The organism is Serratia sp. LS-1, assembly GCF_003719595.1.
GTDB lineage: Bacteria > Pseudomonadota > Gammaproteobacteria > Enterobacterales > Enterobacteriaceae > Serratia > Serratia ureilytica.
On record NZ_CP033504.1, the window covers coordinates 850,509 to 869,516 of the forward strand.

The 19,008-nt window shown below is 60.7% G+C and carries 20 protein-coding genes; 8 read left to right on the forward strand and 12 right to left on the reverse strand.

The window, feature by feature from the left end; all coding sequences use genetic code 11:
• Nucleotides 1-4 precede the first annotated feature (4 nt).
• From rlmF to EDY99_RS04220, 5 genes are all read left to right on the forward strand, one after another.
• Nucleotides 5-970 carry a 23S rRNA (adenine(1618)-N(6))-methyltransferase RlmF gene (gene rlmF / locus EDY99_RS04200; protein WP_176588932.1) on the forward strand — a complete coding sequence of 322 codons (966 nt, stop codon included), beginning with the start codon at nucleotides 5-7 and terminating at the stop codon, nucleotides 968-970.
• A gap of 295 nt (nucleotides 971-1,265) precedes the next feature.
• The gene (locus tag EDY99_RS04205) at nucleotides 1,266-2,570 is read left to right on the forward strand and encodes a PAS domain-containing methyl-accepting chemotaxis protein (protein WP_033642383.1); all 1,305 of its coding nucleotides are present in this window, start codon (nucleotides 1,266-1,268) and stop codon (nucleotides 2,568-2,570) included.
• Between the two features lie 182 nt (nucleotides 2,571-2,752).
• Nucleotides 2,753-3,322, forward strand: coding sequence for a TetR/AcrR family transcriptional regulator (locus tag EDY99_RS04210; RefSeq protein WP_033642384.1), 570 nt, complete (start codon nucleotides 2,753-2,755; stop codon nucleotides 3,320-3,322).
• 11 nt (nucleotides 3,323-3,333) lie between these two features.
• Entirely contained in the window at nucleotides 3,334-3,972 is a 639-nt protein-coding gene (locus tag EDY99_RS04215; RefSeq protein ID WP_101453361.1) for an N-acetyltransferase, read from the forward strand.
• Nucleotides 3,960-4,970, forward strand: coding sequence for a S9 family peptidase (locus EDY99_RS04220; protein WP_089196784.1), 1,011 nt, complete (start codon nucleotides 3,960-3,962; stop codon nucleotides 4,968-4,970). The genes EDY99_RS04215 and EDY99_RS04220 overlap by 13 nt, the downstream gene beginning before the upstream one ends.
• A gap of 2 nt (nucleotides 4,971-4,972) precedes the next feature.
• Here the strand turns inward: EDY99_RS04220 and ybiO are convergent, their stop codons facing one another.
• The 6 genes from ybiO to dps all read right to left on the reverse strand — a co-directional run bounded on the left by ybiO (nucleotide 4,973) and on the right by dps (nucleotide 10,824).
• A complete protein-coding gene (gene ybiO, locus EDY99_RS04225) occupies nucleotides 4,973-7,192 on the reverse strand; it encodes a mechanosensitive channel protein (RefSeq protein WP_069100746.1) in 2,220 nt (739 codons plus the stop codon).
• 154 nt (nucleotides 7,193-7,346) lie between these two features.
• The gene (glnQ, locus tag EDY99_RS04230; RefSeq protein ID WP_004939230.1) at nucleotides 7,347-8,069 is read right to left on the reverse strand and encodes a glutamine ABC transporter ATP-binding protein GlnQ; all 723 of its coding nucleotides are present in this window, start codon (nucleotides 8,067-8,069) and stop codon (nucleotides 7,347-7,349) included.
• Nucleotides 8,066-8,725 carry a glutamine ABC transporter permease GlnP gene (glnP, locus tag EDY99_RS04235; protein ID WP_004939229.1) on the reverse strand — a complete coding sequence of 220 codons (660 nt, stop codon included), beginning with the start codon at nucleotides 8,723-8,725 and terminating at the stop codon, nucleotides 8,066-8,068. Before glnP ends, glnQ begins: the two co-directional genes overlap by 4 nt.
• A gap of 103 nt (nucleotides 8,726-8,828) precedes the next feature.
• Nucleotides 8,829-9,572 (reverse strand): glutamine ABC transporter substrate-binding protein GlnH, encoded by a 744-nt coding sequence (gene glnH, locus EDY99_RS04240; protein ID WP_016928516.1) that lies wholly within the window; start codon nucleotides 9,570-9,572, stop codon nucleotides 8,829-8,831.
• A gap of 339 nt (nucleotides 9,573-9,911) precedes the next feature.
• On the reverse strand, nucleotides 9,912-10,178 hold the full coding sequence (locus EDY99_RS04245) for a DksA/TraR family C4-type zinc finger protein (protein WP_033650555.1): 267 nt from the start codon (nucleotides 10,176-10,178) through the stop codon (nucleotides 9,912-9,914).
• A gap of 142 nt (nucleotides 10,179-10,320) precedes the next feature.
• Nucleotides 10,321-10,824, reverse strand: coding sequence for a DNA starvation/stationary phase protection protein Dps (gene dps / locus EDY99_RS04250; protein WP_016928514.1), 504 nt, complete (start codon nucleotides 10,822-10,824; stop codon nucleotides 10,321-10,323).
• Between the two features lie 357 nt (nucleotides 10,825-11,181).
• On the opposite strand from dps, the gene EDY99_RS04255 reads away from it, so the two are divergent.
• Nucleotides 11,182-11,733 (forward strand): shikimate kinase, encoded by a 552-nt coding sequence (locus tag EDY99_RS04255; RefSeq protein WP_123061494.1) that lies wholly within the window; start codon nucleotides 11,182-11,184, stop codon nucleotides 11,731-11,733.
• Here EDY99_RS04255 and nanQ read toward each other — a convergent pair.
• A complete protein-coding gene (gene nanQ / locus EDY99_RS04260; protein WP_033642391.1) occupies nucleotides 11,715-12,182 on the reverse strand; it encodes an N-acetylneuraminate anomerase in 468 nt (155 codons plus the stop codon). The genes EDY99_RS04255 and nanQ overlap by 19 nt on opposite strands.
• Nucleotides 12,183-12,314: 132 nt before the next feature.
• Complete coding sequence (gene rhtA / locus EDY99_RS04265; RefSeq protein ID WP_033650558.1) at nucleotides 12,315-13,202, reverse strand: threonine/homoserine exporter RhtA; 888 nt, start codon at nucleotides 13,200-13,202, stop codon at nucleotides 12,315-12,317.
• 400 nt (nucleotides 13,203-13,602) lie between these two features.
• On the opposite strand from rhtA, the gene ompX reads away from it, so the two are divergent.
• On the forward strand, nucleotides 13,603-14,121 hold the full coding sequence (ompX, locus tag EDY99_RS04270; protein WP_019454480.1) for an outer membrane protein OmpX: 519 nt from the start codon (nucleotides 13,603-13,605) through the stop codon (nucleotides 14,119-14,121).
• An 85-nt stretch (nucleotides 14,122-14,206) separates the two neighbouring features.
• Here ompX and EDY99_RS04275 read toward each other — a convergent pair whose 3' ends face one another.
• Nucleotides 14,207-15,190, reverse strand: coding sequence for a nitrilase family protein (locus EDY99_RS04275; protein ID WP_046686678.1), 984 nt, complete (start codon nucleotides 15,188-15,190; stop codon nucleotides 14,207-14,209).
• 91 nt (nucleotides 15,191-15,281) lie between these two features.
• Here EDY99_RS04275 and EDY99_RS04280 point away from each other — a divergent pair, with 91 nt between their 5' ends.
• The gene (locus EDY99_RS04280) at nucleotides 15,282-16,154 is read left to right on the forward strand and encodes a LysR family transcriptional regulator (protein WP_123061495.1); all 873 of its coding nucleotides are present in this window, start codon (nucleotides 15,282-15,284) and stop codon (nucleotides 16,152-16,154) included.
• Between the two features lie 4 nt (nucleotides 16,155-16,158).
• Here the strand turns inward: EDY99_RS04280 and EDY99_RS04285 are convergent, their stop codons facing one another.
• From EDY99_RS04285 to otnI, 3 genes are all read right to left on the reverse strand, one after another.
• A complete protein-coding gene (locus tag EDY99_RS04285; RefSeq protein WP_033650561.1) occupies nucleotides 16,159-16,689 on the reverse strand; it encodes a GNAT family N-acetyltransferase in 531 nt (176 codons plus the stop codon).
• Nucleotides 16,690-16,752: 63 nt separating this feature from the next.
• Nucleotides 16,753-18,123 (reverse strand): GntP family transporter, encoded by a 1,371-nt coding sequence (locus EDY99_RS04290; protein WP_033642396.1) that lies wholly within the window; start codon nucleotides 18,121-18,123, stop codon nucleotides 16,753-16,755.
• Between the two features lie 106 nt (nucleotides 18,124-18,229).
• A complete protein-coding gene (otnI, locus tag EDY99_RS04295) occupies nucleotides 18,230-19,006 on the reverse strand; it encodes a 2-oxo-tetronate isomerase (RefSeq protein ID WP_089191377.1) in 777 nt (258 codons plus the stop codon).
• Nucleotides 19,007-19,008 lie beyond the last annotated feature (2 nt).

Consider the following 19,008-nt stretch of genomic DNA (forward strand, 5'->3'; position numbering starts at 1 on the left):
CACGGTGGAAAAAAAGAAAACCTTCCCGCAGCAGAAAAGCGGCCTGCATCCGCGCAACCGTCATCGTTCGCGCTACGACTTCCCGGCGCTGATCGCCAGCTGCCCGGCGCTGGCGCCGTTCGTAAAACCGAACGCCTGGGGCGATGTCTCGGTGGATTTCGCCGATCCGGCGGCGGTGAAAATGCTCAACCGTGCGTTGCTGCAACACTTTTACGGCATCGAACACTGGGATATTCCGGCTGATTACCTGTGCCCGCCGATCCCCGGCCGCGCCGACTATCTGCACCACCTGGCGGATCTGCTGGCGACCAGCAACGGCGGCGAGGTCCCGCGCGGCAAGGGCGTGGCGATCCTCGACGTCGGCGTCGGCGCCAACTGCATTTACCCGATCGTCGGCCTGCGCGAATACGGCTGGCGTTTCACCGGCTCCGAAATCGATCCGGTGTCGCTGAACGCAGCCAAAATGATCGTCGAAATGAACCCGACGCTGCGCAACAGCGTGCGTCTGCGGCTGCAAAAACAGCCTGAGCTGATTTTTAGCGGCATCATCGGCGCGGCCGAGAAATTCGACGCGACCCTGTGCAACCCGCCGTTCCACGCGTCCGAGCAGGAAGCGCGCGCCAGCACCCGCCGCAAGCTGCATAAATTGGGCAAAGGGGAAGTGGCCGACAAGCCGGTGCAAAACTTCGGCGGCAAGAACAACGAGCTGTGGTGCGAAGGCGGCGAAGAAGCCTTTGTGCGCAAGATGGTGGAAGAGAGCGTCAGCAAGGCCAATAACTGCCTGTGGTTCACCTCGCTTATCTCGAAAAACACCACGTTGCCGGCCATCTACCATGCGCTGAAAGTGGCGGGGGCGGCCGAGGTGCGCACCATCGAGATGGCGCAAGGGCAGAAGATCAGCCGCTTCGTCGCCTGGACCTTCCATGACGCCGAGCAACAGGCCGCCTGGGTAGCTGAACGCTGGCGTTAATCTTCCCGGCGCCGGTTATCCTGCCGGCGCCGACAAAAATCCGCATTTTACCTTTCAATTTTCATCACTTACGTTATTCTCAATACAGTTATTCATAATAAAAATCTTAGGTTGTTGGTTTATTTAAATTCGAATAATTACTTTACTGAATAAATAAATTTAATCCGGTTAAGAGCAATAACCAGAAGGATCGGCGCTGCCCGCTCCTTCCGCGATGGCACGTCTGCGTGTGGGCGCGGCATGTGGCCAGACAAAATAAGAAAAGCGCGATCATCTGCCACAAGGACTACACCCTATGCTGTTACAATTCAGTCAGTTAACTACCCACAAAGGCGCCGAGCTGAGCGCGATAGAACACGCCGTTCCCATGATTGTATTCTCGCCCGACGGTACGGTATTGCGCGCCAACGATCTCTTTCTCAGCACGCTCGGATTTCAACGCGATGATGTGATAGGCCGGCATCATCGTATTTTCTGCGATCCGAACTATGTCGCCAGCCCGTTATATCGCGAACATTGGGAGACGCTGAATAAAGGGCAACCCATCACGGACACGATAAAGCGCATCGCGAAAAACGGCGAGGCGGTGTGGCTGCAGGGCACCTATGCGCCGGTGCTGAATAAACAGGGTAAGGTGGTGGAAATCGTCAAGATCGCCAGCGAAGTGACCGAGCGAGTGACCCAGGCGCAGGAACACCGCAGCCTGCTGGCGGCGCTGAATCGCTCGATGGCGATGATTTCTTTCACGCCGCAGGGCGACATTGTCAGCGCCAACGACAATATGCTGGCGCTGATGGGCTATCGGCTGGAAGAAGCGTGCGGGCAGTCGCATGCGGTGCTGTGCCCACCGGCGTTCGCCGCTTCCGACGACTATCGGCGGCATTGGCAGCGCCTGGCGCGCGGCGAGTTCATCACCGGGCGTTTTGAGCGCGTCAACCGGCGCGGCGAACGGGTCTGGCTGGAGGCCAGCTATAACCCGATCCTCGACAACGACGGCCAGGTGGTGAAAGTGGTGAAGATCGCCCAGGACATCACCCGGCTGATGCAACAGCAGCAGCATGAAGAAGAGATGGTGCGCAACGCGCATCATCTGTCGCTCGATACCGACCGGCAGGCGGCGCAGGGCGCGGTCATCGTGCAGCAGGCGGTGAAGGGCATGCAGCAGGTCGAAGCGGCGGCGCGCGAAACGTCGGACGTGGTCACCGAGCTTGGCAAGTGCTCTCAGCAGATCGGCACCATCGTCGAAGCCATTCGTAAAATTGCCTCGCAAACCAATCTGCTGGCGATTAACGCCTCCATCGAAGCCGCCCACGCCGGTGAGCACGGGCGCGGTTTTGCGGTGGTGGCCAACGAGGTGCGCACGCTGGCGGAACAGTCGCGCAAGGCGGCGACCGAGATCGAACGCATGACCAAGTCTATCCAGCAAGGCGTGGCGGCGGCGATCGCCGGCATGGCGACCTGCGTGGAACAGGCCGGCGGCGGTGTGGCATTGACCCATGACGCCGGAGAAGTGATCAATCAGGTCAACATCGGCATGCATGACGTCGTGAAACTGATGCAGGCGTTTACGTCGGTGAAGCAGGGCGACGCGCTGCACTGAGTTTGCCGGGCGCCGCCCCTGAAAGCGGGGCGGCGTTTGTCTCTTCCCACCGATCTCTGCGCCGTTGAGCCGCGGTTCAATTTTACCGGCCTATGCTATCCTTAAATGTGAACGAATGTTCGTTCATTTATTTGTGTCAATTTACGGCGCCCAGCGCCCCTTCACCGTTTCGGGAGCTGCCGATGGGAAACCGAGAAAAGATTGTCGACGCTGCGCTGCACAGCTTTACCCATAAGGGATTTCACCAGACCAGCATGCGGGATATCGCCCAGGCGGCGGGCGTCAGCGTGGGCAACCTCTATAACCATTTTTCCGGCAAGGAGGCGCTGATCGGCGAGATCGCGCTGCTGGAAAACGGCGTATTCGCCGAGTTCGCCGCCGCATTGCGGGCCGAGAAAAAGCGGCCGAAACAGGCGCTGTCGGCCTTTTTCACCGCCTATCACGCTTTTGTCGCCGAACCGGACAATGTGCAACTGTCGGCGGAGATTGTGGCTGAAGTGGCGCGTAACCCGGCATTGGCCGAGCCGTTCAGCGCCAACCAGCGGCAGTTGATTGAGGCGCTGGCGACGACGATCGCCGAGGCTCAGCAAATCGGCGAGATCGCGCCGGCGATAGCGCCCTTGCCGCTCGCGCAGCTGGTGCTGGACGTGATCGAAAGCCAGGCCTGGCGGCAGGCGATCTTCGCGTCGCCTTCGCCGGAGGCGATCACGCCGGTGCGGCTGTTGGAACAGCTGCTCTACCGCCAACCCTAGTCGAGGTTGATATGTTGCACATTGAGCCTTATCGCAACGCTGACCGCCTGCAAACGGCGGCGTTGATCTACGCCGCGTTCTGCGACAAATTCCAGCGCGCGCGCCGTCTGAGCGCCCACCTTCAGTGGCGTCTGTTCTATCGGCTGTGGAGTTGGAAGCAAAGCGGCAGCCGGGAGCGCAGCTTCGTGGTGAAACAGGATGAACAGGTGGTGGCGGCCTTTGCCCTGAATGCCATCGATGGCGAGAACCGCGCCGGGCTGCGTCCGCACGCCTTGCCGATTTGGCGGCTGTGTCGCCGCTATGGCTGGCTGAACGTTTGGCGTATGTATCTGCAAATTGCGGTGTTGCAGCACACCCCGGCGGCCGATGAGCTGTATCTTTCCTACCTGGCGGTGGCCGAGAGTCAGCGCGGCAAAGGCGTGGGCAGGCGACTGCTGCAGTGGATGAACGACTACGCCGCCGAACAAGGCGCAGGCCGGCGCCTGAGCCTGCACGTCAGCCGGCGCAACGTCGATGCGCAGCGTCTGTATCAGCGCTGCGGTTTTCAGGTGCGGCGCGAAGAACATTACGCCTCGCTGGGCTTGCTGTTCGGCCAGGCCGATTGGGTGTTGATGGAGAAACGCAGCGGGGAGGCGACGTGCGCAGAATAGGGCTGTGTCTCGTGGCGCTGCTCTTGCCGGTGCTCGGCTGGGTGATTTACGTCAACGACTTTCGCTTTGTCACCGAACCGGTCGTGGTGACCGCCGGCGGCAATCGGCTGACCGGCACGCTGGTGCTGCCGGAGCATGCGCCGGTGAAGCCCGGCGTCGTGGTGTTCGTGCACGGCGATGGACCGGCCAACGCCAGCCGCGACGAAGGCTATTACGGCATTTGGGAGACGATGGCGCAGCAGGGCTATGCGGTTTTATCCTTCGATAAGCCGGGCGTGGGCGGCTCCGGCGGCAACTGGCTGCATCAGACCATGGCGGATCGCGCGCGGGAAACCGTCGATATCATCGACTGGGCCCGGCGGGACGGGCGCTTCGATGCGCGCTGCGTGGGGCTGTGGGGCACCAGTCAGGCGGGGTGGGTGATGCCGGAGGTGGCGCGTTTGCGCCCCGACATCGCGTTTACGCTCGCGGTGGCGCCGGCGATCAACTGGCTGCGGCAGGGGCGCTACAACACCCGGGCGGCGATGGCGGCGGCAGGGGACGATGAAGCGTCGATCGCCGCGCGCGAGGCGCACTGGCGCCACATCCAAACATTGCTCGAACAGCCGGACGGTTACGAACAGTACCGCCGTGAGTCTGGCGCCGCCGCTGCATTGAGCGCCGACCGCTGGCGCTTTATTCGCGCCAACATGGCCAGCGACGCGACGGCGGGATTGCGGCATTTCGCCACGCCGGTGCACCTGATCCTGGGCGGGCGCGACGTCAACGTGGACGCGGACGAAACCGAGCGCGTGTATCGGCAAACGATCCCAGCCTCGCTGCTGACGGTGACGCGCATCGACGAGGCCGATCATGTGATGGTCAAGCCGCTGTTCGCGCGCCATCCGTGGCTGATCAACGTGGTGGGCCTGTTTGCCCCGCGCTCGGTGCAATACGATGCCTACCGGCAGGACGTGGCGGCCTTCCTGGCCGCTCAGCCCTGCGGGCGCGGGCGCTAACCTCAGATCGCCGCGGGCGGCGCCTGCTCGTCATGCGGCTGCGGCGCGCGGGAAATCTGCATCGCCTGCTGCGGCATGCCGATGCCGGCCCGATCGAAATGGATTTTCACCAGCCGGTCGAGGGCGTATTGCACCACCCACTGTTTCAGCGCCTGCGTGCGCACCGTCACGCGGGTGGTGAACGAGCGATCGCCCAGCGCCACCACGCCGTTGAAGACCGGCTCGCCAATCAGGAAATGCTTCACCTGTTCATCCTGCTTCAGCGCCTCGATGGCCTGATGCAGCACCTCATTGACCCGATCGATGTCCTCGTCGCGGCTGACGGTGTAATTGGCGCGGTATACCCCGAACTCACGCGCATAGTTGGCCAACGTGGTGATCGAAGAGTACGGCACGATGTGATAGACGCCGTAGTCGTCGCGCAGGCCGATCGAGCGGATGGTCATGCGCTCCACGGTGCCGGTGATGCCGCTGACGGTCACGTATTCGCCGGTGTTCATGCCGTTTTCAAACTGGATGAACACGCCGGTGATCACGTCTTTCACCAGCGTCTGGGCGCCGAAGCTGATGGCCAGCCCCAGCGCGCCGGCGCCCGCCAGCAGCGGCGCGATGTTCAGTCCGACCTGCGACAGCACGATCATCACGGTGATGGTGCTGATAACGATAGCCAACACGTTGCGAAACAGCGTCAGCAGCGTGCGTTCGCGCGCGCTCGGCCGCACGCCGTTGCTCAGCTCCAGCGCCAGGCGGTGCTCGATGATGCTGGCCATCAGCGTCCAGCTGAACACGGCGATCAACAGGATCAGCAGAATATGCACCAGCCCGCCGAGCGTCCGCTGGCCATTTTCGCTGCCCGCCCATTGATACAGGTTGATCAGATGCCAGGCATCGAGCAGAAACAGCGTCACTGCCAGCACCACCATCACCCGCAGTATCTTCAACCCGTTGGGGATGTAAGAGTTGATGCGCCGCTCGAGCATCGGATAGCGCAAATTGACGTCGGTCGGCAGCGAAATGCGGCGGAAAATCCAGCGGGTCAGCATGCCGGACAGCAGAGCGCCGACACCGACCACCAGCAGGCTTTTTACCGTGGCGCTCATCATAAAGCGCAGGCTGTTGCCGATGTCGAACTGGGACAGCACGAACAGCACCAGAAAATAGGCGATCGCCAGCAGGTGCCAGACATGCCCCAGCCCGCGCAGAATCACGCTGAAAAACGCCATCGACCGTTCGGCCAGCAGGTTGATCTGTTGCTGTATCGGTTTGCGGTTGTGCAGGATCAGCCAAATGGCGTATAGCGTCAGCGCCAGCATTACCACCAGGTTGACGGCGGCGGCGGCCGAATAGCTGATCTGCACCGCCACCACCGGCACCACCACCATCAGGCCATAGCCGATCAGGCCGCTGAGCCAGGCGAGGCGGGTGTTCCAATAGCGTGCGCTCCGATCGCTGAAGGGGAACGGGCGCAGATAGTCGAAGCTGGGGGCGAAAATCAGCCGCAGCACCGCCTTGAAAAATTCAATTACCGCGAAGGCGCTGAGAAACAGGGTCTGCAGCCGCAGAATGGTGGCGCTGTCGGCGTGGACGTGGCGGGCAAACAGGTTGCCTGCCGCCAGCGCCAGCAGCAGCACCAGCAGATCGATGGCGAAAGCGCCGAGAATGGCGGCGGGGCGCTTATACCACGGGCCGCGCTGCAGCCTGGCGTTGTGCCCCCAACTGCCCATGCGCTTGTACAGCGGCGCGATCAGCCGGCGGATCAGGTGGAACAGCGCAAAGGTGACCGCCACCGTCAGCAGAAAGTAGCCCAGCGCGCGGAAAAAGCCGGCGGGATTGAAAACGCGCTTCGGGCCGGAATCGATCAGCTTTTGCAGCGCGCCGAGCTTCTGGTTAAAGGTGCCGATGCCTTCCTGCGCCAGCGAGTTCAGGCTGTCGCTCAGCGTAGCGGGCGTCGATTCCTCCGGCGTTGTCGGCGCGGCGGCCGCAGCGTCGCCGGCGGTCTGTTTCAGGTGGTCGATGAGTTCCGCGCGCGCTTGGTCGTCTTGCAGCAGATCGGCCAGCGCGGCGTAGGCGGCTTTCTGCTGCTCGCTCTTGTCGGCGGGCGCAGGCGGCGCATTTTGCGCCAGCGCCGGTGGTGCGAAGACGCTCAGGGTCAACAGCAGCAGCAGGAAAAGCAGGTGTTCTCGCAGATGAGAACCTCGTCGGGAGTCTGCGTTTGGCGGCATGGTTCCTCTCTTTGGCGTTCTGTGATCGGCGGATGTCAGAGCAATACGATGAAAAACAATCAATATAGTAGGAAAGGAAACGCGATGGGGCGTGGGAGAGCGTGCGGAATGAAAGCGGCGGGCGCGTGGCGCGCCCGCCGTTAAACCGCCAGGATCAGGAAACGTGCTGCAGGAATTCCTGCAGACGCGGGCTCGGCGGATGGTTGATCAGATCGTGCGGGTTGCCGTCTTCGGCAATCCGGCCCTTGTCGATAAAGATCAGGCGCGACGCCACTTTTTCGGCAAAGCCGACTTCGTGGGTGACGATAACCATCGTCATGCCTTCCTCGGCCAGGTCTTGCATCACCTTAAGTACTTCGTGGCGCAGCTCCGGATCGAGCGCGGAGGTCGGCTCGTCGAACAGCATCATTTTCGGCTTCACCGCCAGCGCGCGCGCGATCGCCACGCGCTGCTGCTGGCCGCCCGACAGTTCGGACGGGTAGTGGTGGGCGCGCTCCGCCAGACCGACCTTGGCCAGCAGCTCGCGCGCCAGCTTTTCCGCATCGGACTTCTTCGCGCCGCGCACGCGGATCGGGCCGAAGGCGACGTTTTCCAGCGCCGTCAGGTGCGGGAACAGGTAGAACTGCTGGAATACCATGCCGGCTTCCTGGCGGATCAACCGATCGTCTACTTTCGGATCGTTGGCTTTCAGGCCATCGACGATCAGATCGCCGCTGGTCACTTCTTCCAGCTTGTTGATGCAGCGCAGCAGGGTGGACTTGCCGGAGCCGGACGGTCCGATGATCACCACCACTTCGCCTTTGTCGATCTTCAAATCGATGTTGTGCAGCACCTGGGTTTGGCCAAAATGCTTGGAGACGTTTTTAAATTCAATCACAGGATTTTCATCCTTCTTTCCAGACGACGCAGCACGAAGCTCAGCACCAGAGTAATAATCAGGTAGATAACCGCCACGGCGCTCCAGATTTCCAGCGCGCGGAAGTTACCGGCAATAATTTCCTGACCCTGACGGGTCAGCTCCGCCACGCCGATCACGATGAACAGCGAGGTATCTTTGATGCTGATGATCCACTGGTTGCCCAGCGGCGGCAGCATGCGGCGCAGCGCCAGCGGCATAATGACGTAGCGGATGGTTTCGCGGCGCGACAGGCCGAGCGCCAGCCCGGCTTCGCGGAAACCGTTATGGATAGACAGCACCGCGCCGCGGGTGATTTCCGCGATGTAGGCGCCGGAGTTGATCATGATGGTCACCACCGCCGCGGTGAACGGATCGATGCGCAAATCGGTGAACGCCATCGGCAGGGCGAAGTAGATGAACATCACCTGCACCACGATCGGCGTGCCGCGGATCACTTCGATAAACACCAACGCGATGTGGTTGGCGATCCATCCGCCGTAGGTGCGGGCAAAGCCGGCGACGAGGCCGATGATCAGGCCGCCAATCAGACCGAGGACCGAAATCCACAGGGTCATTTTGGCGCCCTCTAACAAGATAGGAATGGCGGGCCAGATGGCGCTCCAGTCGAACTGCATGATATTTCTCCCGGTGATCCCAAACGTGGGTATCAGATACAACGAAGCGCAGGGGGTTAAGCGACCCCCTGTGCTTAAGTTAATAGCGTGCCAAGTTCACCGCTTACTTAGGTTCGGTGCCGAACCACTTCTTGTAGATTTCGTTATAGGTGCCGTTCTCGCGCAGGGTTTTCAGCGCGCCGTTCACCTTCTCGCGCAGCGCATCGCTGCCTTTAGGGAAGGCGATACCATACTGCTGTGCTTCCAGCGAATCGCCGACGGTTTTGAACTTGCCGGCGCCGGCCGTCTTGATGAAGTATAAGATGTTTGGCGTGTCGTGCAGCACCGCGTCGGCGCGCTTGGTGCCCAGTTCCATATAGGCGTTGTCAATGTTCGGGAACTGACGCAGATCCTTGGTTTTGATGTGCTGCTTGGCGTAATCCACCGAGCCGGTGCCGCTCTTCACCGCCACCACTTTACCGTTCAGATCGTCGATGCCTTTCACGCTGTTGTTGTCGGCATTGACCATGACCAGCAGGCCGCTTTTGTAGTAACCGTCTGAGAAGTCGATGGCTTTCTTGCGCTCATCGGTGATGGTGATGCCGGCCAGCGCCAGATCGACGTTTTTGGTCTGCAGCGCCGGAATGATGCCGCCGAAGTCCATCGGTTTCAGGGTGTAGTCCAGCTTCAGCTCTTTGGCGACGGCGGCCCACAGGTCGATGTCGAAGCCGACGTATTTGTCGCCTTGCTTGAACTCAAAAGGAACGAAAGCGGTGTCGGTGGCGACCACCAGTTTGTCTGCTGCGTGGGAACTTACGGCAAAGGCCAGGGAGAGTGCGGCCAGGGAGACTTTAAAAATCGACTTCATGAGAGGAATTCCTGTACAGGTTGCGGATTACCCATTTTTTATATTGCAGTTGGTGCCATGAAAAAATCGTGCCATGTTTTCAACTAATATAAAAACAAAGAGTTACTGCGTGATGTTGTGCCGTGACGGCGAATAGTTATGGTTATGCACCACAATGAGGCACCGAAATGGTGCGTAAGAATTATCTTGGTGCACGGGGCTATCATTAACCAAATTTTGGCTGTGAAACAACCGTTCTTTAACGTTTTTGCTTCAATATTGATAACTAACTCTAACTTTCATGATCCATTGACGGTGCAAGCGTGACTGCGAGAGGGGGAAAAAGGGGAGCAGATAATGCTAGCGCAACTGGCTGTCTTTGCTGCCGCGCCGGTTGTACAGGCTGCTGGCCGCGTGTTTTTTGTCTTGTTCGGCCTGGCAGGCGACACAAAAACGCACCCCCTTCAGCGCCTTGCGGCGCGCCTCGGGGATCGGTTCTCCGCATTCCTGGCAATAGCGTTCGCTCTCGCCATGCCCGAGTGCATCACGCGCGCGCTGCACCGCATCGTCGACGGTAGAATCAATCTGATCTTGTACGGCGCCGTCCGCCGCCCAGCCGCTGGCCATCATGACCTCCTGACAAGGGAAACCTACCGTTTAATATGGGCCGTTTTTTGCACAATTCAACGGCCGCGCAAAAGAAAACAGGCCGGGCGAAGCCCAGCCTGTTCTGCCCGGCACGACGGGCGGTCTGCAACGCGCTGCGGCGTTATTCGATGTTGGATTCGATGAACCACAGGAACTTGTCCAGATCGCGCGAGGCGGCGGTGAACATGTCGGCGGTGTCTTCGTCTTCCACTTCGGTAATGGCCTTACGGATGTCATTCGCCACCGCGCCGTAGCGATCGGCCAGCGCTTTCAGGTGTTCTTGCACGCTGTGGATATTGGTCGGATAGCTTTTCAGCGGCGTGCGATCGTTCACCACCTGTACGGTACCCAGCGCCACGCCGCCCAGCTGCACCACGCGCTCGGCGAAGGTGTCCTGGTGCTCGATGATGGCGGTGCGGAAGCCGTCCAGCATTTCATGAACCGCGATAAAGTTCGCGCCACGCATGTTCCAGTGCGCCTGTTTGGTGATCAACGAAAGATCGATGAATTGCACGACCTGATGGTTCAGCGCCTTGATGGCGGCCAGTTTGATTTTTTCGTCCAGATCGTTACGGGTATACAGCAGATCAGAAGATTTCGTTTTCACCAGTTTAGCGGTACTCATATCAGATATCCTCTTGATTAGTCGTTGTCCTATTTCGTTACGGGATCAATTATAGCAGGGCTGTTTATTTTTGCCGGACGAAAATGGCTATTGCACAAATAGGGTTAGCCTACGAATAATGGATCTGGTTGAATTTTTAATTAATGCAACACCATGAAAAATATAATTATTTATCATTCGCTGATTTATTGTTTATGGCTGTGAAAATTTACCCTGGTTATTTTATTTTTTCGCCTGCGGGCTTCGGCTAAATATCCGCTTTGTTATCGTAGTGTTAATTTCTCATCCATTCATATTGATAGCGGTAATTGATGCCGCTACAGTAGGGCAATTATCCTCTCTCTTTATAGGCGAATAATGAAAATTAACGTCGTCGGCACCAGCGGCAGCGGTAAAAGCACCCTGGCACGTCAACTGGCGGAACGGCTTGGCGTGCCCTATATCGAGATGGACAGGCTGTATTGGCGGCCCGAATGGCAGGGAACGCCTGATGACGCGTTCCTGGTGCGGCTTGAACAGACGCTGGCCGAAGCGGGGGATGGCTGGGTGCTGGACGGCAATTACAGCCGCACGCAGCCGATCAAGTGGCGCGAGGTCGATTATATTCTGTGGCTGGACTACGGTTTCGGCCGCACGCTGTGGCAGGCCGTGCGCCGCGCGTGCCGACGCGCGGCCGGCAAAAGCGAGCTGTGGCCGGGCACCGGCAATCGGGAAAGCTTCCGCCGTTCTTTCTTCAGCCGCGAGTCGATCGTGCTCTGGACGATCCGCACTTACTCGAAGAACCGGCGAAAATACCTGGCGGAGATGGCTCGTCCCGACGCCGGACGCCGTTTCGTGCGCCTGCGTTCTCCCCGCCAGGCCGCCGATTTTCTACGGGCGCTGCCGCAGGTTCACAGCAGCAGACGGTGATGGATCCTCACCACCGCTTTCTTGATTTGCTGTGGCCGCTGCCACACGCAGCCGGTCTTGTGCGGCTCCATCTGGAAAAAGAGGGCGAACATGCCGTGCGTCATGTGCAGCGTTTGCGGGTGGCGTTTGATGTCCAGCAGCAGCAGATCGCTATTTTCCGCGTGGGGTTGTTCGCGATGTCCGTTGCCCGCCAGACCGTATTCGATGCGCTCTTCACCGCTGATCAGCAGATGCAGCGCAATGTATTCCTGATGCATTTCGGCGCGCTTTTCCGCCGCCGGCGCGGTGGTCAGCGTCATCACGTCCATAAAGATGTTGTCGCCGTCGATCGGGTGATGCCCCAGCGCCAGTTCTGGCAGGTCGCATCGGCGCAATTCGGTCAGGGTTGAAACCAGCGCCGGCGCGAGTCCGCGGCCGAAGCGTGGGTTGAACAGGCTGTTGTGAATCACTGTTATTCTCCATGTGAGCGAAAGTCCAAAGAGCCTGCGATACAGGCTAAGGGGAAGTATGCCGACTTGTCACGAGGAAAACAGTTAACCCGCCTGCATTCCGACGTTGCGGTCTGCAGGCGAGTCGGGTCATCAGGAAAGGCTTTCGAGGCGAGGTTTGGGGCGAATGGTGAGGGCGGAGCCCATGGAGGCGGCGATGATCGCCGCCAGCGCCAGCCATTGCACGCCGCTCAGGTGTTCGCCGAGGAACAGCATGCCGGATAACGCCGCCATCGCCGGTTCCAGGCTCATCAAGGTGCCGAAGGTGCGCGCCGGAATTTTGGGCAGCGCGATGATCTCCAGCGAATAAGGCAGCGCGGTGGAGAGGATCGCCACCGCCAGCGCTATCGGCAGAATCTCAACGTTGAACAGCACGCTGCCGGTTTGCCAGGCGCCGATCGGGCAGAACACCAACGCGGCGATCAGCGAGCCGAGCGCCACCGTGCCGGGGCCGTGATCGCCGCCGGCCTTCTGGCCGAAGATGATATAGACCGCCCAGCAGGCGCCGGCGCCGAGCGCGCAGGCGGCACCGAACGGGTCGATTCCGCCTACGCCGTGGCCAAGCGGCAGCAGGAACCACAGCCCGGCGATCGCCAACGCCACCCAAAGGAAGTCAATCGGCCGCCGCGACGAGAACATGGCCACCGCCAGCGGGCCAGTAAACTCCAGCGCCACGGCGATGCCGAGCGGCACGGTGCGCAACGACAGGTAGAACAGGTAGTTCATCGCGCCGAGCGACAGGCCGTAAATCAACAGCGGCAAGCGGCTGCCGGCGGCGATGCGCATGCGCCACGGGCGGAAGATGATGAACAGAATCAGGGTGCCAATGAAAAGACGCAGCGTCGTGATGCCTTCCGCGCCCACGATCGGGAACAGGCTTTTGGCCAACGAAGCGCCGCTCTGGATCGACACCATGGCGATGATTAACAGACAAATGGGCAGCAGCGCGGAGGGCGCTCTGCCGGCAGTAGATAACGACATCCTTAACGGGCCTTTTATGCGCCGTTCCTCAGCCTTGAGAAAACGGTCGAAACGGGGATGCGAGCAGTGTAAATGAAATGGCGAAAATCTGTCTGAGAAAAGCGCGCATCGCGGTGAAATCCGCCGATCCTCGGATGAGATGTGGCGGATTTGGTCAAAAAGTGCGCTTTTTCTTAAGAATTATCTGGATATTAAATAGGTGATTTTTGTCACAGAAAGTCGTAGAATACGGCCGAAAATAGAGCGAAAAGAAGAAGATACACTGTTCTTGAAATCTTCTGTTACACGATATAAAGCATTAGACACTCATTTCAAGGCAGAGTTTCACGCTAATTTTTGTTATATTTTCAAAGCATGAACAAATGGATGTACTTAATAATAAAACGCGTTTGAGGTGGTTATGAAAAAAATTGCATGTCTTTCCGCAGTAGCAGCTTGCGTATTAGCAGTTAGCGCAGGTACCGCATTCGCTGGTCAGAGCACCGTATCCGCTGGCTATGCGCAGGGTGATTTCCAAGGCGTTGCTAACAAAGCCGACGGTTTCAACCTGAAATACCGTTACGAGTTCGACAACAACCCACTGGGCGTAATCGGTTCCTTTACCCACCTGGAAAAGGACGGTTCTCAGGACGGTTTCTATAACAAAGCTCAGTACAACTCTATCTCTGCCGGTCCAGCATACCGCATCAATGACTGGGCGAGCATCTACGGTCTGGTTGGCCTGGGTTACGGTAAATTCACTACCAACGCTCAGAACGGCACTTCTCGTCACGACACCGCTGACTACGGCTTCACCTACGGCGCCGGTCTGCAGTTCAATCCAATCGAGAACGTTGCCCTGGATGTCGGTTACGAGCAGAACCGCATTCGCAGCGTTGACGTTGGCACCTGGAACGTTGGCGTAGGCTACCGCTTCTAAGTGTGTTCGTGCCTGCGGGCATGAACCTGCGGCCTTGTTTGCCGCCCCATAAAAAATCCGCCTCCGGGCGGATTTTTTTTATCTGTCATTCACCGCCGCGCCCCGTCGGCTGCGTCGAAAAGCGCGCGCTGCGGGCATCGCGCTCGTAGCCTTGCGGCTCGGTCAACAACCCGTACAGCTCGGGGCGCCGCCCGTAGATCCAGCGGCGACCGGTGCTGAGCGGGATTAGCGTCAGATCGAGCTCGGCGCTGACCATCCGGTCTTCCGCCGCCCAGGTCTCCGCCACGATCCGGCCGTAAGGATCGAGGATCATCGCGTTGCCGGTGCGTATTTCATCGTCATCTCGGCCCACGCCGTTGCTGAACAGCAAGAACAGCCCGTTGTCGTGAGCGCGCGACGGCAGCCAGCGCATCAGCCAGCCGCGGCCGTGTTCGCCGCGAAAGGCGGCTTCTATCGCCTGCGGATCTTCCACGCGCCGCTGCCACAGCGCCTGCGGGATCGGCTTCATGCCGTGCGGGCTGCGCGAATGGGTGCCGCCGGTCTGGTGCGGGGCGATCAGCACGTCCGCGCCCAGCAGCGCCGTTGCGCGCACATTCTCCACCAGATTATTGTCCCAGCAGATTAATACGCCCACGCGTACGCCCCAGGGGGTATCGAACACCGTATAGCGGTCGCCGCTGGCGATAGCCGGGTGCTCGAAGGCATGCAGTTTGCGGTGCACATGCAGTTCGCCGTCCGGCAGACAAACGGCATAGGCGTTGTAACACCGGCCGTCATCGCCCAGCTCGATCAGCCCGACGCCAATCGCCATGTTGTAACGCTCAGCCAGCGGGCGAATGCGCGCCAGCGAAGGGCTGCTCACGATCGGTTCCGCCAGCGCCCGCACTTCGGCGTCGGACAGATGGCGCACGTGCCAATAGCCGGTGACGCACATTTCCGGGAAGGCCAACAGCTGTATCTGTTGTTCGGCCGCTTCCGCGATAAAGCGTTCCATGGTCGACAGGTTGTAATTCTTGTCATTGGCGCGATGCTGGAATTGCACCGTGGCGGCGCGTAATGAGGTGGTCATGGGATCTCTCCGGTTGGGGTCTGCATTGATTACAGCAGGCGAATTGATTACTGTATAATCAATTAAATTCCTTATTTGATAACCTAATGGAATGGATATAAAACAACTGCGCGCCCTGGTGGCGCTGGCGGAGCAGGGCAACTATCGGCAGGCGGCGAGCCTGCTGTGCATCAGCCAACCGGCGCTGAGCAAGCAAATTCAGGCGCTGGAAGCCCAGCTTGACGTTCGGCTGTTCGAGCGCGGCCGACAAGGGGCGGTGCTCACTGCCGGCGGGCGGCGGCTTTACCCGGAGGCGCAGGCGCTGGTGGAGCAGTATCACCAGTTTCAGCGGCGCGCGCGGCGGGTGGCGCTCGGGGAAGCGGGGCGGCTGGCGCTGGGGTTTGGCCTGTCCAGTTTTCATCTGGCGCCGCAGCTGGTGGCCGCCTTTCGCCAACGGTTTCCCGAGGTGGCGATTGGCCTCGAAGATCTGCCGTCGGAGCGGCAGTATCAGCTGTTGCTGCAGGGAGAGTTGCAGGCGGGGTTCGTGCGCTTGCCGGTCAATACGCCGCTGTGCGGTGTGGCATTGCTGAGCGATAGGTTGGTGCTGGCCGCGCCGGGCGCACTGGCGCTGCGCGCCGACGATCTGATGGCGCGTTTCAATCAGCTGCCGCTGTTGCAATTGACCCCTAAACGCGGGCGCGGGCTGAGCGATCAGTCGCTGCGGTTTATCGCCGCTCACCGGTTGACGCCGAACGTGGTGCAGCAGGCCGGCGACATCCAGACGCTGTTGGCGTTGGTTGCCGCCGGCGTCGGCGTCGCGCTGCTGCCGCACAGCATCACGCATATCGCGCCGGCCGGCATCGACATTTTACCTCTGAGCGGCGAGGAGACGGAGTGGCAGGTCGGTATCGCCTGGGATCCGCAGCGCACCGACGCGCTGCGGGACAACTTCATTCAGACGGCGTTGGCGGTGCAACGCGCTTAGGCATTCAAAGCGGGCAGTGCATCACCACGATCGGGTTTTGATGGTACTCGCTGCGGTGGCTTTCGCTGAAGCCGACCTTTTTCGCCAACGCCAGCGAAGCCTGGTTTTCAGGTGAGATGATGCAGACGGTTTTTTCCCCCGGCAGGTGCGTTTTCCCCCAGGCCAGCGCCGCCCGCAGCGCCTCGGTGGCATAGCCTTTGCCGTGCGCCGAACTCACCAGCGTCCAGCCCATCTCCGGCGCATCGAGCGCCGGGGTGATGTCGCGCAGGAAGTTAGAGAAGCCGATGCTGCCGAGGTACTCGCCGCTCTGCTTGTCACGCACCGCCCAATACCCGTATCCCAACAGCGCCCAGTGGCCAACGTAGCGCATCAGGCGCCCCCAGGAGTCTTCCCGGTCGCGTGGGGTGCCGCCGATATAGCGCACCACCAGCGGGTCGGCCCACAGCGCGGCCAGCGAGTCGAAGTCGTCCAGCGTGTGCGCGTCCAGCCGCAGGCGTTCGGTGATAAGCGTGGGCGCGGTGTTGATTACGGTCATGTTGCTGCTCCTGCACAGGATGAAAGGCGATGAAAAACAACGGCGTTCAGTATGCCAGAGAAATCACGCCGCCAGCCACAACAGCCAGGTGAACAGGAAGCCGCTCAGGCCGAGCAGGGTGGTCAACACCGTCCAGGTCTTCAGGCCATCGGCCACCGACAGCCCCAGATAGCGCGTGACGATCCAAAAACCGGAGTCGTTGACGTGCGAAAGCCCGAGCCCGCCGAAACAGGTCGCCAGGGTTACCAGCACCAGCTGCAGCTGATTCAAGCCGCTGACCGCTTCCGACAACAGGCCGCCGGTGGTCAGGATCGCCACGGTGGCGGAACCCTGCGAGGCGCGCAGCGCCAGCGAAATGATAAACGCGGCGGGCACCAGCGGCAGGCCGATGGCCGTCAGCACTTCCGCCAGCGCCTTGCCGACGCCGGACTCCACCAGCACCTTGCCGAACACGCCGCCCGCGCCGGTTACCAGGATCACCACCGCGGCGGTCGGCAGCGCGGCCCCCATCACGTCGCCGGCGTGTTGCAGGCTCCAGCCGCGGCGCAGCGCCAGGAAATAGAAGGCCAACAGCAGGGCGATCATCAGCGCCACCGCCGGCGAGCCCAGCAGCGACAGCGCGTCGCGCAGCGCCGAGCCGGCCGGCAGCAGGGTGGCGGAGACGGTGCCGAGCATGATGATGGCGATCGGGATGACGATCAGCGCCGCCACCAGGCCGGCGCCGGGCGGGTTGATGCGATCGCTGAGCGGCGCGTGATCTTCCGGACGCGGCTCCGGCGCCGCCAGCTGCAGCTGTTCCAGCACCTCTATCGATAACGGATAGGTTTTGCGGTTGAGGTAGTTGGCGGCGAAATAGCCGATAACGCCGACCGGAATACAGATCGCGAGGCCGATAATGGTCAGCCAGCCGATGTCGGCGTTGAGCAAGCCGGCGGCGGCGACCGGGCCGGGGTGCGGCGGCAGCGCGACGTGTACCGTCAACATCACGCCGGCCATCGGCAGGCCGAACTTGAGCGGCGACACTTTGGCGACCTTGGCGAAGCCATAGATAATCGGCGCCAGAATGATAAAGCCGACGTCGAAGAACACCGGAATGCCGAGAATAAACGCGGCGAGGGTCAGCGCCGCGACGGTATGTTTCGGCCCCAGACCCTGGCTGAAACGCTGCGCCAGCGACTCGGCGCCGCCCGATTGTTCGATCATGCGGCCGAGCATCGCCCCCAGACCGATGATGATGGTCACCGAGCCGAGCACGCCGCCCATTCCGGCGGTCATCACTTTCATCACTTCGCCGGTCGGAATGCCGCTGGCCAGCGCCACCAGCAAACTGACCACCAACAGCGCGACAAAGGGTTGCACCTTCGCCTTAATCACCATCAATAACAGCAGCACCACGCCGAGTACGGCAATCAGCAACAGCAGAGAGGTAGACATGAAAAAAGCCTTTCGTTGGGTAAGCGTTGGGCACCGCGATCGCCGCGTGGCGATACGGGTGCGTTTCATTGTTATAAAATCGATTTCCTGGTGTCGGCGTGCGGCTTTAGCGGTAAGGCTTCAGCCAGCCGAGCCCGGCGGCGGTGTCGCCGCGCGGGCGGTATTCGCAACCGATCCAGCCCTGATAGCCGAGCGCATCCAGCTTGTCGAACAGCCACGGGTAATTCAGTTCGCCTTCGTCGGGCTCATGACGATCCGGCACCGAGGCTATCTGGATATGCGCGTAGCGCCCGGCCAGCGTCTCCAGCAGCCCGCTGATATTGCCGTCCACCAACTGCGCGTGAAAAAAATCGAACTGGATGAACACGTTCGGTCTTTCGATCGCCGCCACCGCTTCCGCCGCCTGATGCTGACTGGCGAACAGGTAGTTGGGTTTGACCGGCGGGCTGAGCGCCTCGAGCAGCACCTTGACGCCGTGCGGCGCAAAAGCGTCGGCGGCATAGCGCGCATTGGCGATAAAGGTGTCGAGATAACGCCGTCGATCCGCGCCCGCGGGCACCACGCCGGCCATCAGGTGCACGCAGGGGCAGGAAAGGGCGATGGCATAGGCCAGCGCGCGATCGATATCGGCGCGCGCATCCCGCTCGCGGCCCGGCAGCGCCGCCAGCCCCCATTCGCCGGCGGCGGCATCGCCGGGCGCGGTGTTGAACAGCACCTGTTGCAGGCCGTGTTCGCGCAGTTTCTCGGCCAACAGATCGGCGGGATGCTCGTAAGGGAACAGGAATTCCACCGCGCTGAAGCCCTGTGCGGCAGCGGCGGCAAAGCGATCGAGGAACGGCACCTCGGTAAACATCATCGACAAATTGGCGGCAAATTTAGGCATGG

Excerpts from the sequence above, each read along its gene's own strand:
- EDY99_RS04205 (WP_033642383.1), top strand. The coding sequence starts at position 1,266 with ATGCTGTTACAATTCAGTCAGTTAACTACCCACAAAGGCGCCGAGCTG.
- EDY99_RS04210 (WP_033642384.1), top strand. The coding sequence starts at position 2,753 with ATGGGAAACCGAGAAAAGATTGTCGACGCTGCGCTGCACAGCTTTACC.
- EDY99_RS04215 (WP_101453361.1), top strand. The coding sequence starts at position 3,334 with ATGTTGCACATTGAGCCTTATCGCAACGCTGACCGCCTGCAAACGGCG.
- ybiO (WP_069100746.1), bottom strand. The coding sequence starts at position 7,192 with ATGCCGCCAAACGCAGACTCCCGACGAGGTTCTCATCTGCGAGAACAC.
- glnP (WP_004939229.1), bottom strand. The coding sequence starts at position 8,725 with ATGCAGTTCGACTGGAGCGCCATCTGGCCCGCCATTCCTATCTTGTTA.
- glnH (WP_016928516.1), bottom strand. The coding sequence starts at position 9,572 with ATGAAGTCGATTTTTAAAGTCTCCCTGGCCGCACTCTCCCTGGCCTTT.
- EDY99_RS04245 (WP_033650555.1), bottom strand. The coding sequence starts at position 10,178 with ATGGCCAGCGGCTGGGCGGCGGACGGCGCCGTACAAGATCAGATTGAT.
- dps (WP_016928514.1), bottom strand. The coding sequence starts at position 10,824 with ATGAGTACCGCTAAACTGGTGAAAACGAAATCTTCTGATCTGCTGTAT.
- EDY99_RS04255 (WP_123061494.1), top strand. The coding sequence starts at position 11,182 with ATGAAAATTAACGTCGTCGGCACCAGCGGCAGCGGTAAAAGCACCCTG.
- rhtA (WP_033650558.1), bottom strand. The coding sequence starts at position 13,202 with ATGTCGTTATCTACTGCCGGCAGAGCGCCCTCCGCGCTGCTGCCCATT.
- ompX (WP_019454480.1), top strand. The coding sequence starts at position 13,603 with ATGAAAAAAATTGCATGTCTTTCCGCAGTAGCAGCTTGCGTATTAGCA.
- EDY99_RS04275 (WP_046686678.1), bottom strand. The coding sequence starts at position 15,190 with ATGACCACCTCATTACGCGCCGCCACGGTGCAATTCCAGCATCGCGCC.
- EDY99_RS04280 (WP_123061495.1), top strand. The coding sequence starts at position 15,282 with ATGGATATAAAACAACTGCGCGCCCTGGTGGCGCTGGCGGAGCAGGGC.
- EDY99_RS04285 (WP_033650561.1), bottom strand. The coding sequence starts at position 16,689 with ATGACCGTAATCAACACCGCGCCCACGCTTATCACCGAACGCCTGCGG.
- EDY99_RS04290 (WP_033642396.1), bottom strand. The coding sequence starts at position 18,123 with ATGTCTACCTCTCTGCTGTTGCTGATTGCCGTACTCGGCGTGGTGCTG.
- otnI (WP_089191377.1), bottom strand. The coding sequence starts at position 19,006 with ATGCCTAAATTTGCCGCCAATTTGTCGATGATGTTTACCGAGGTGCCG.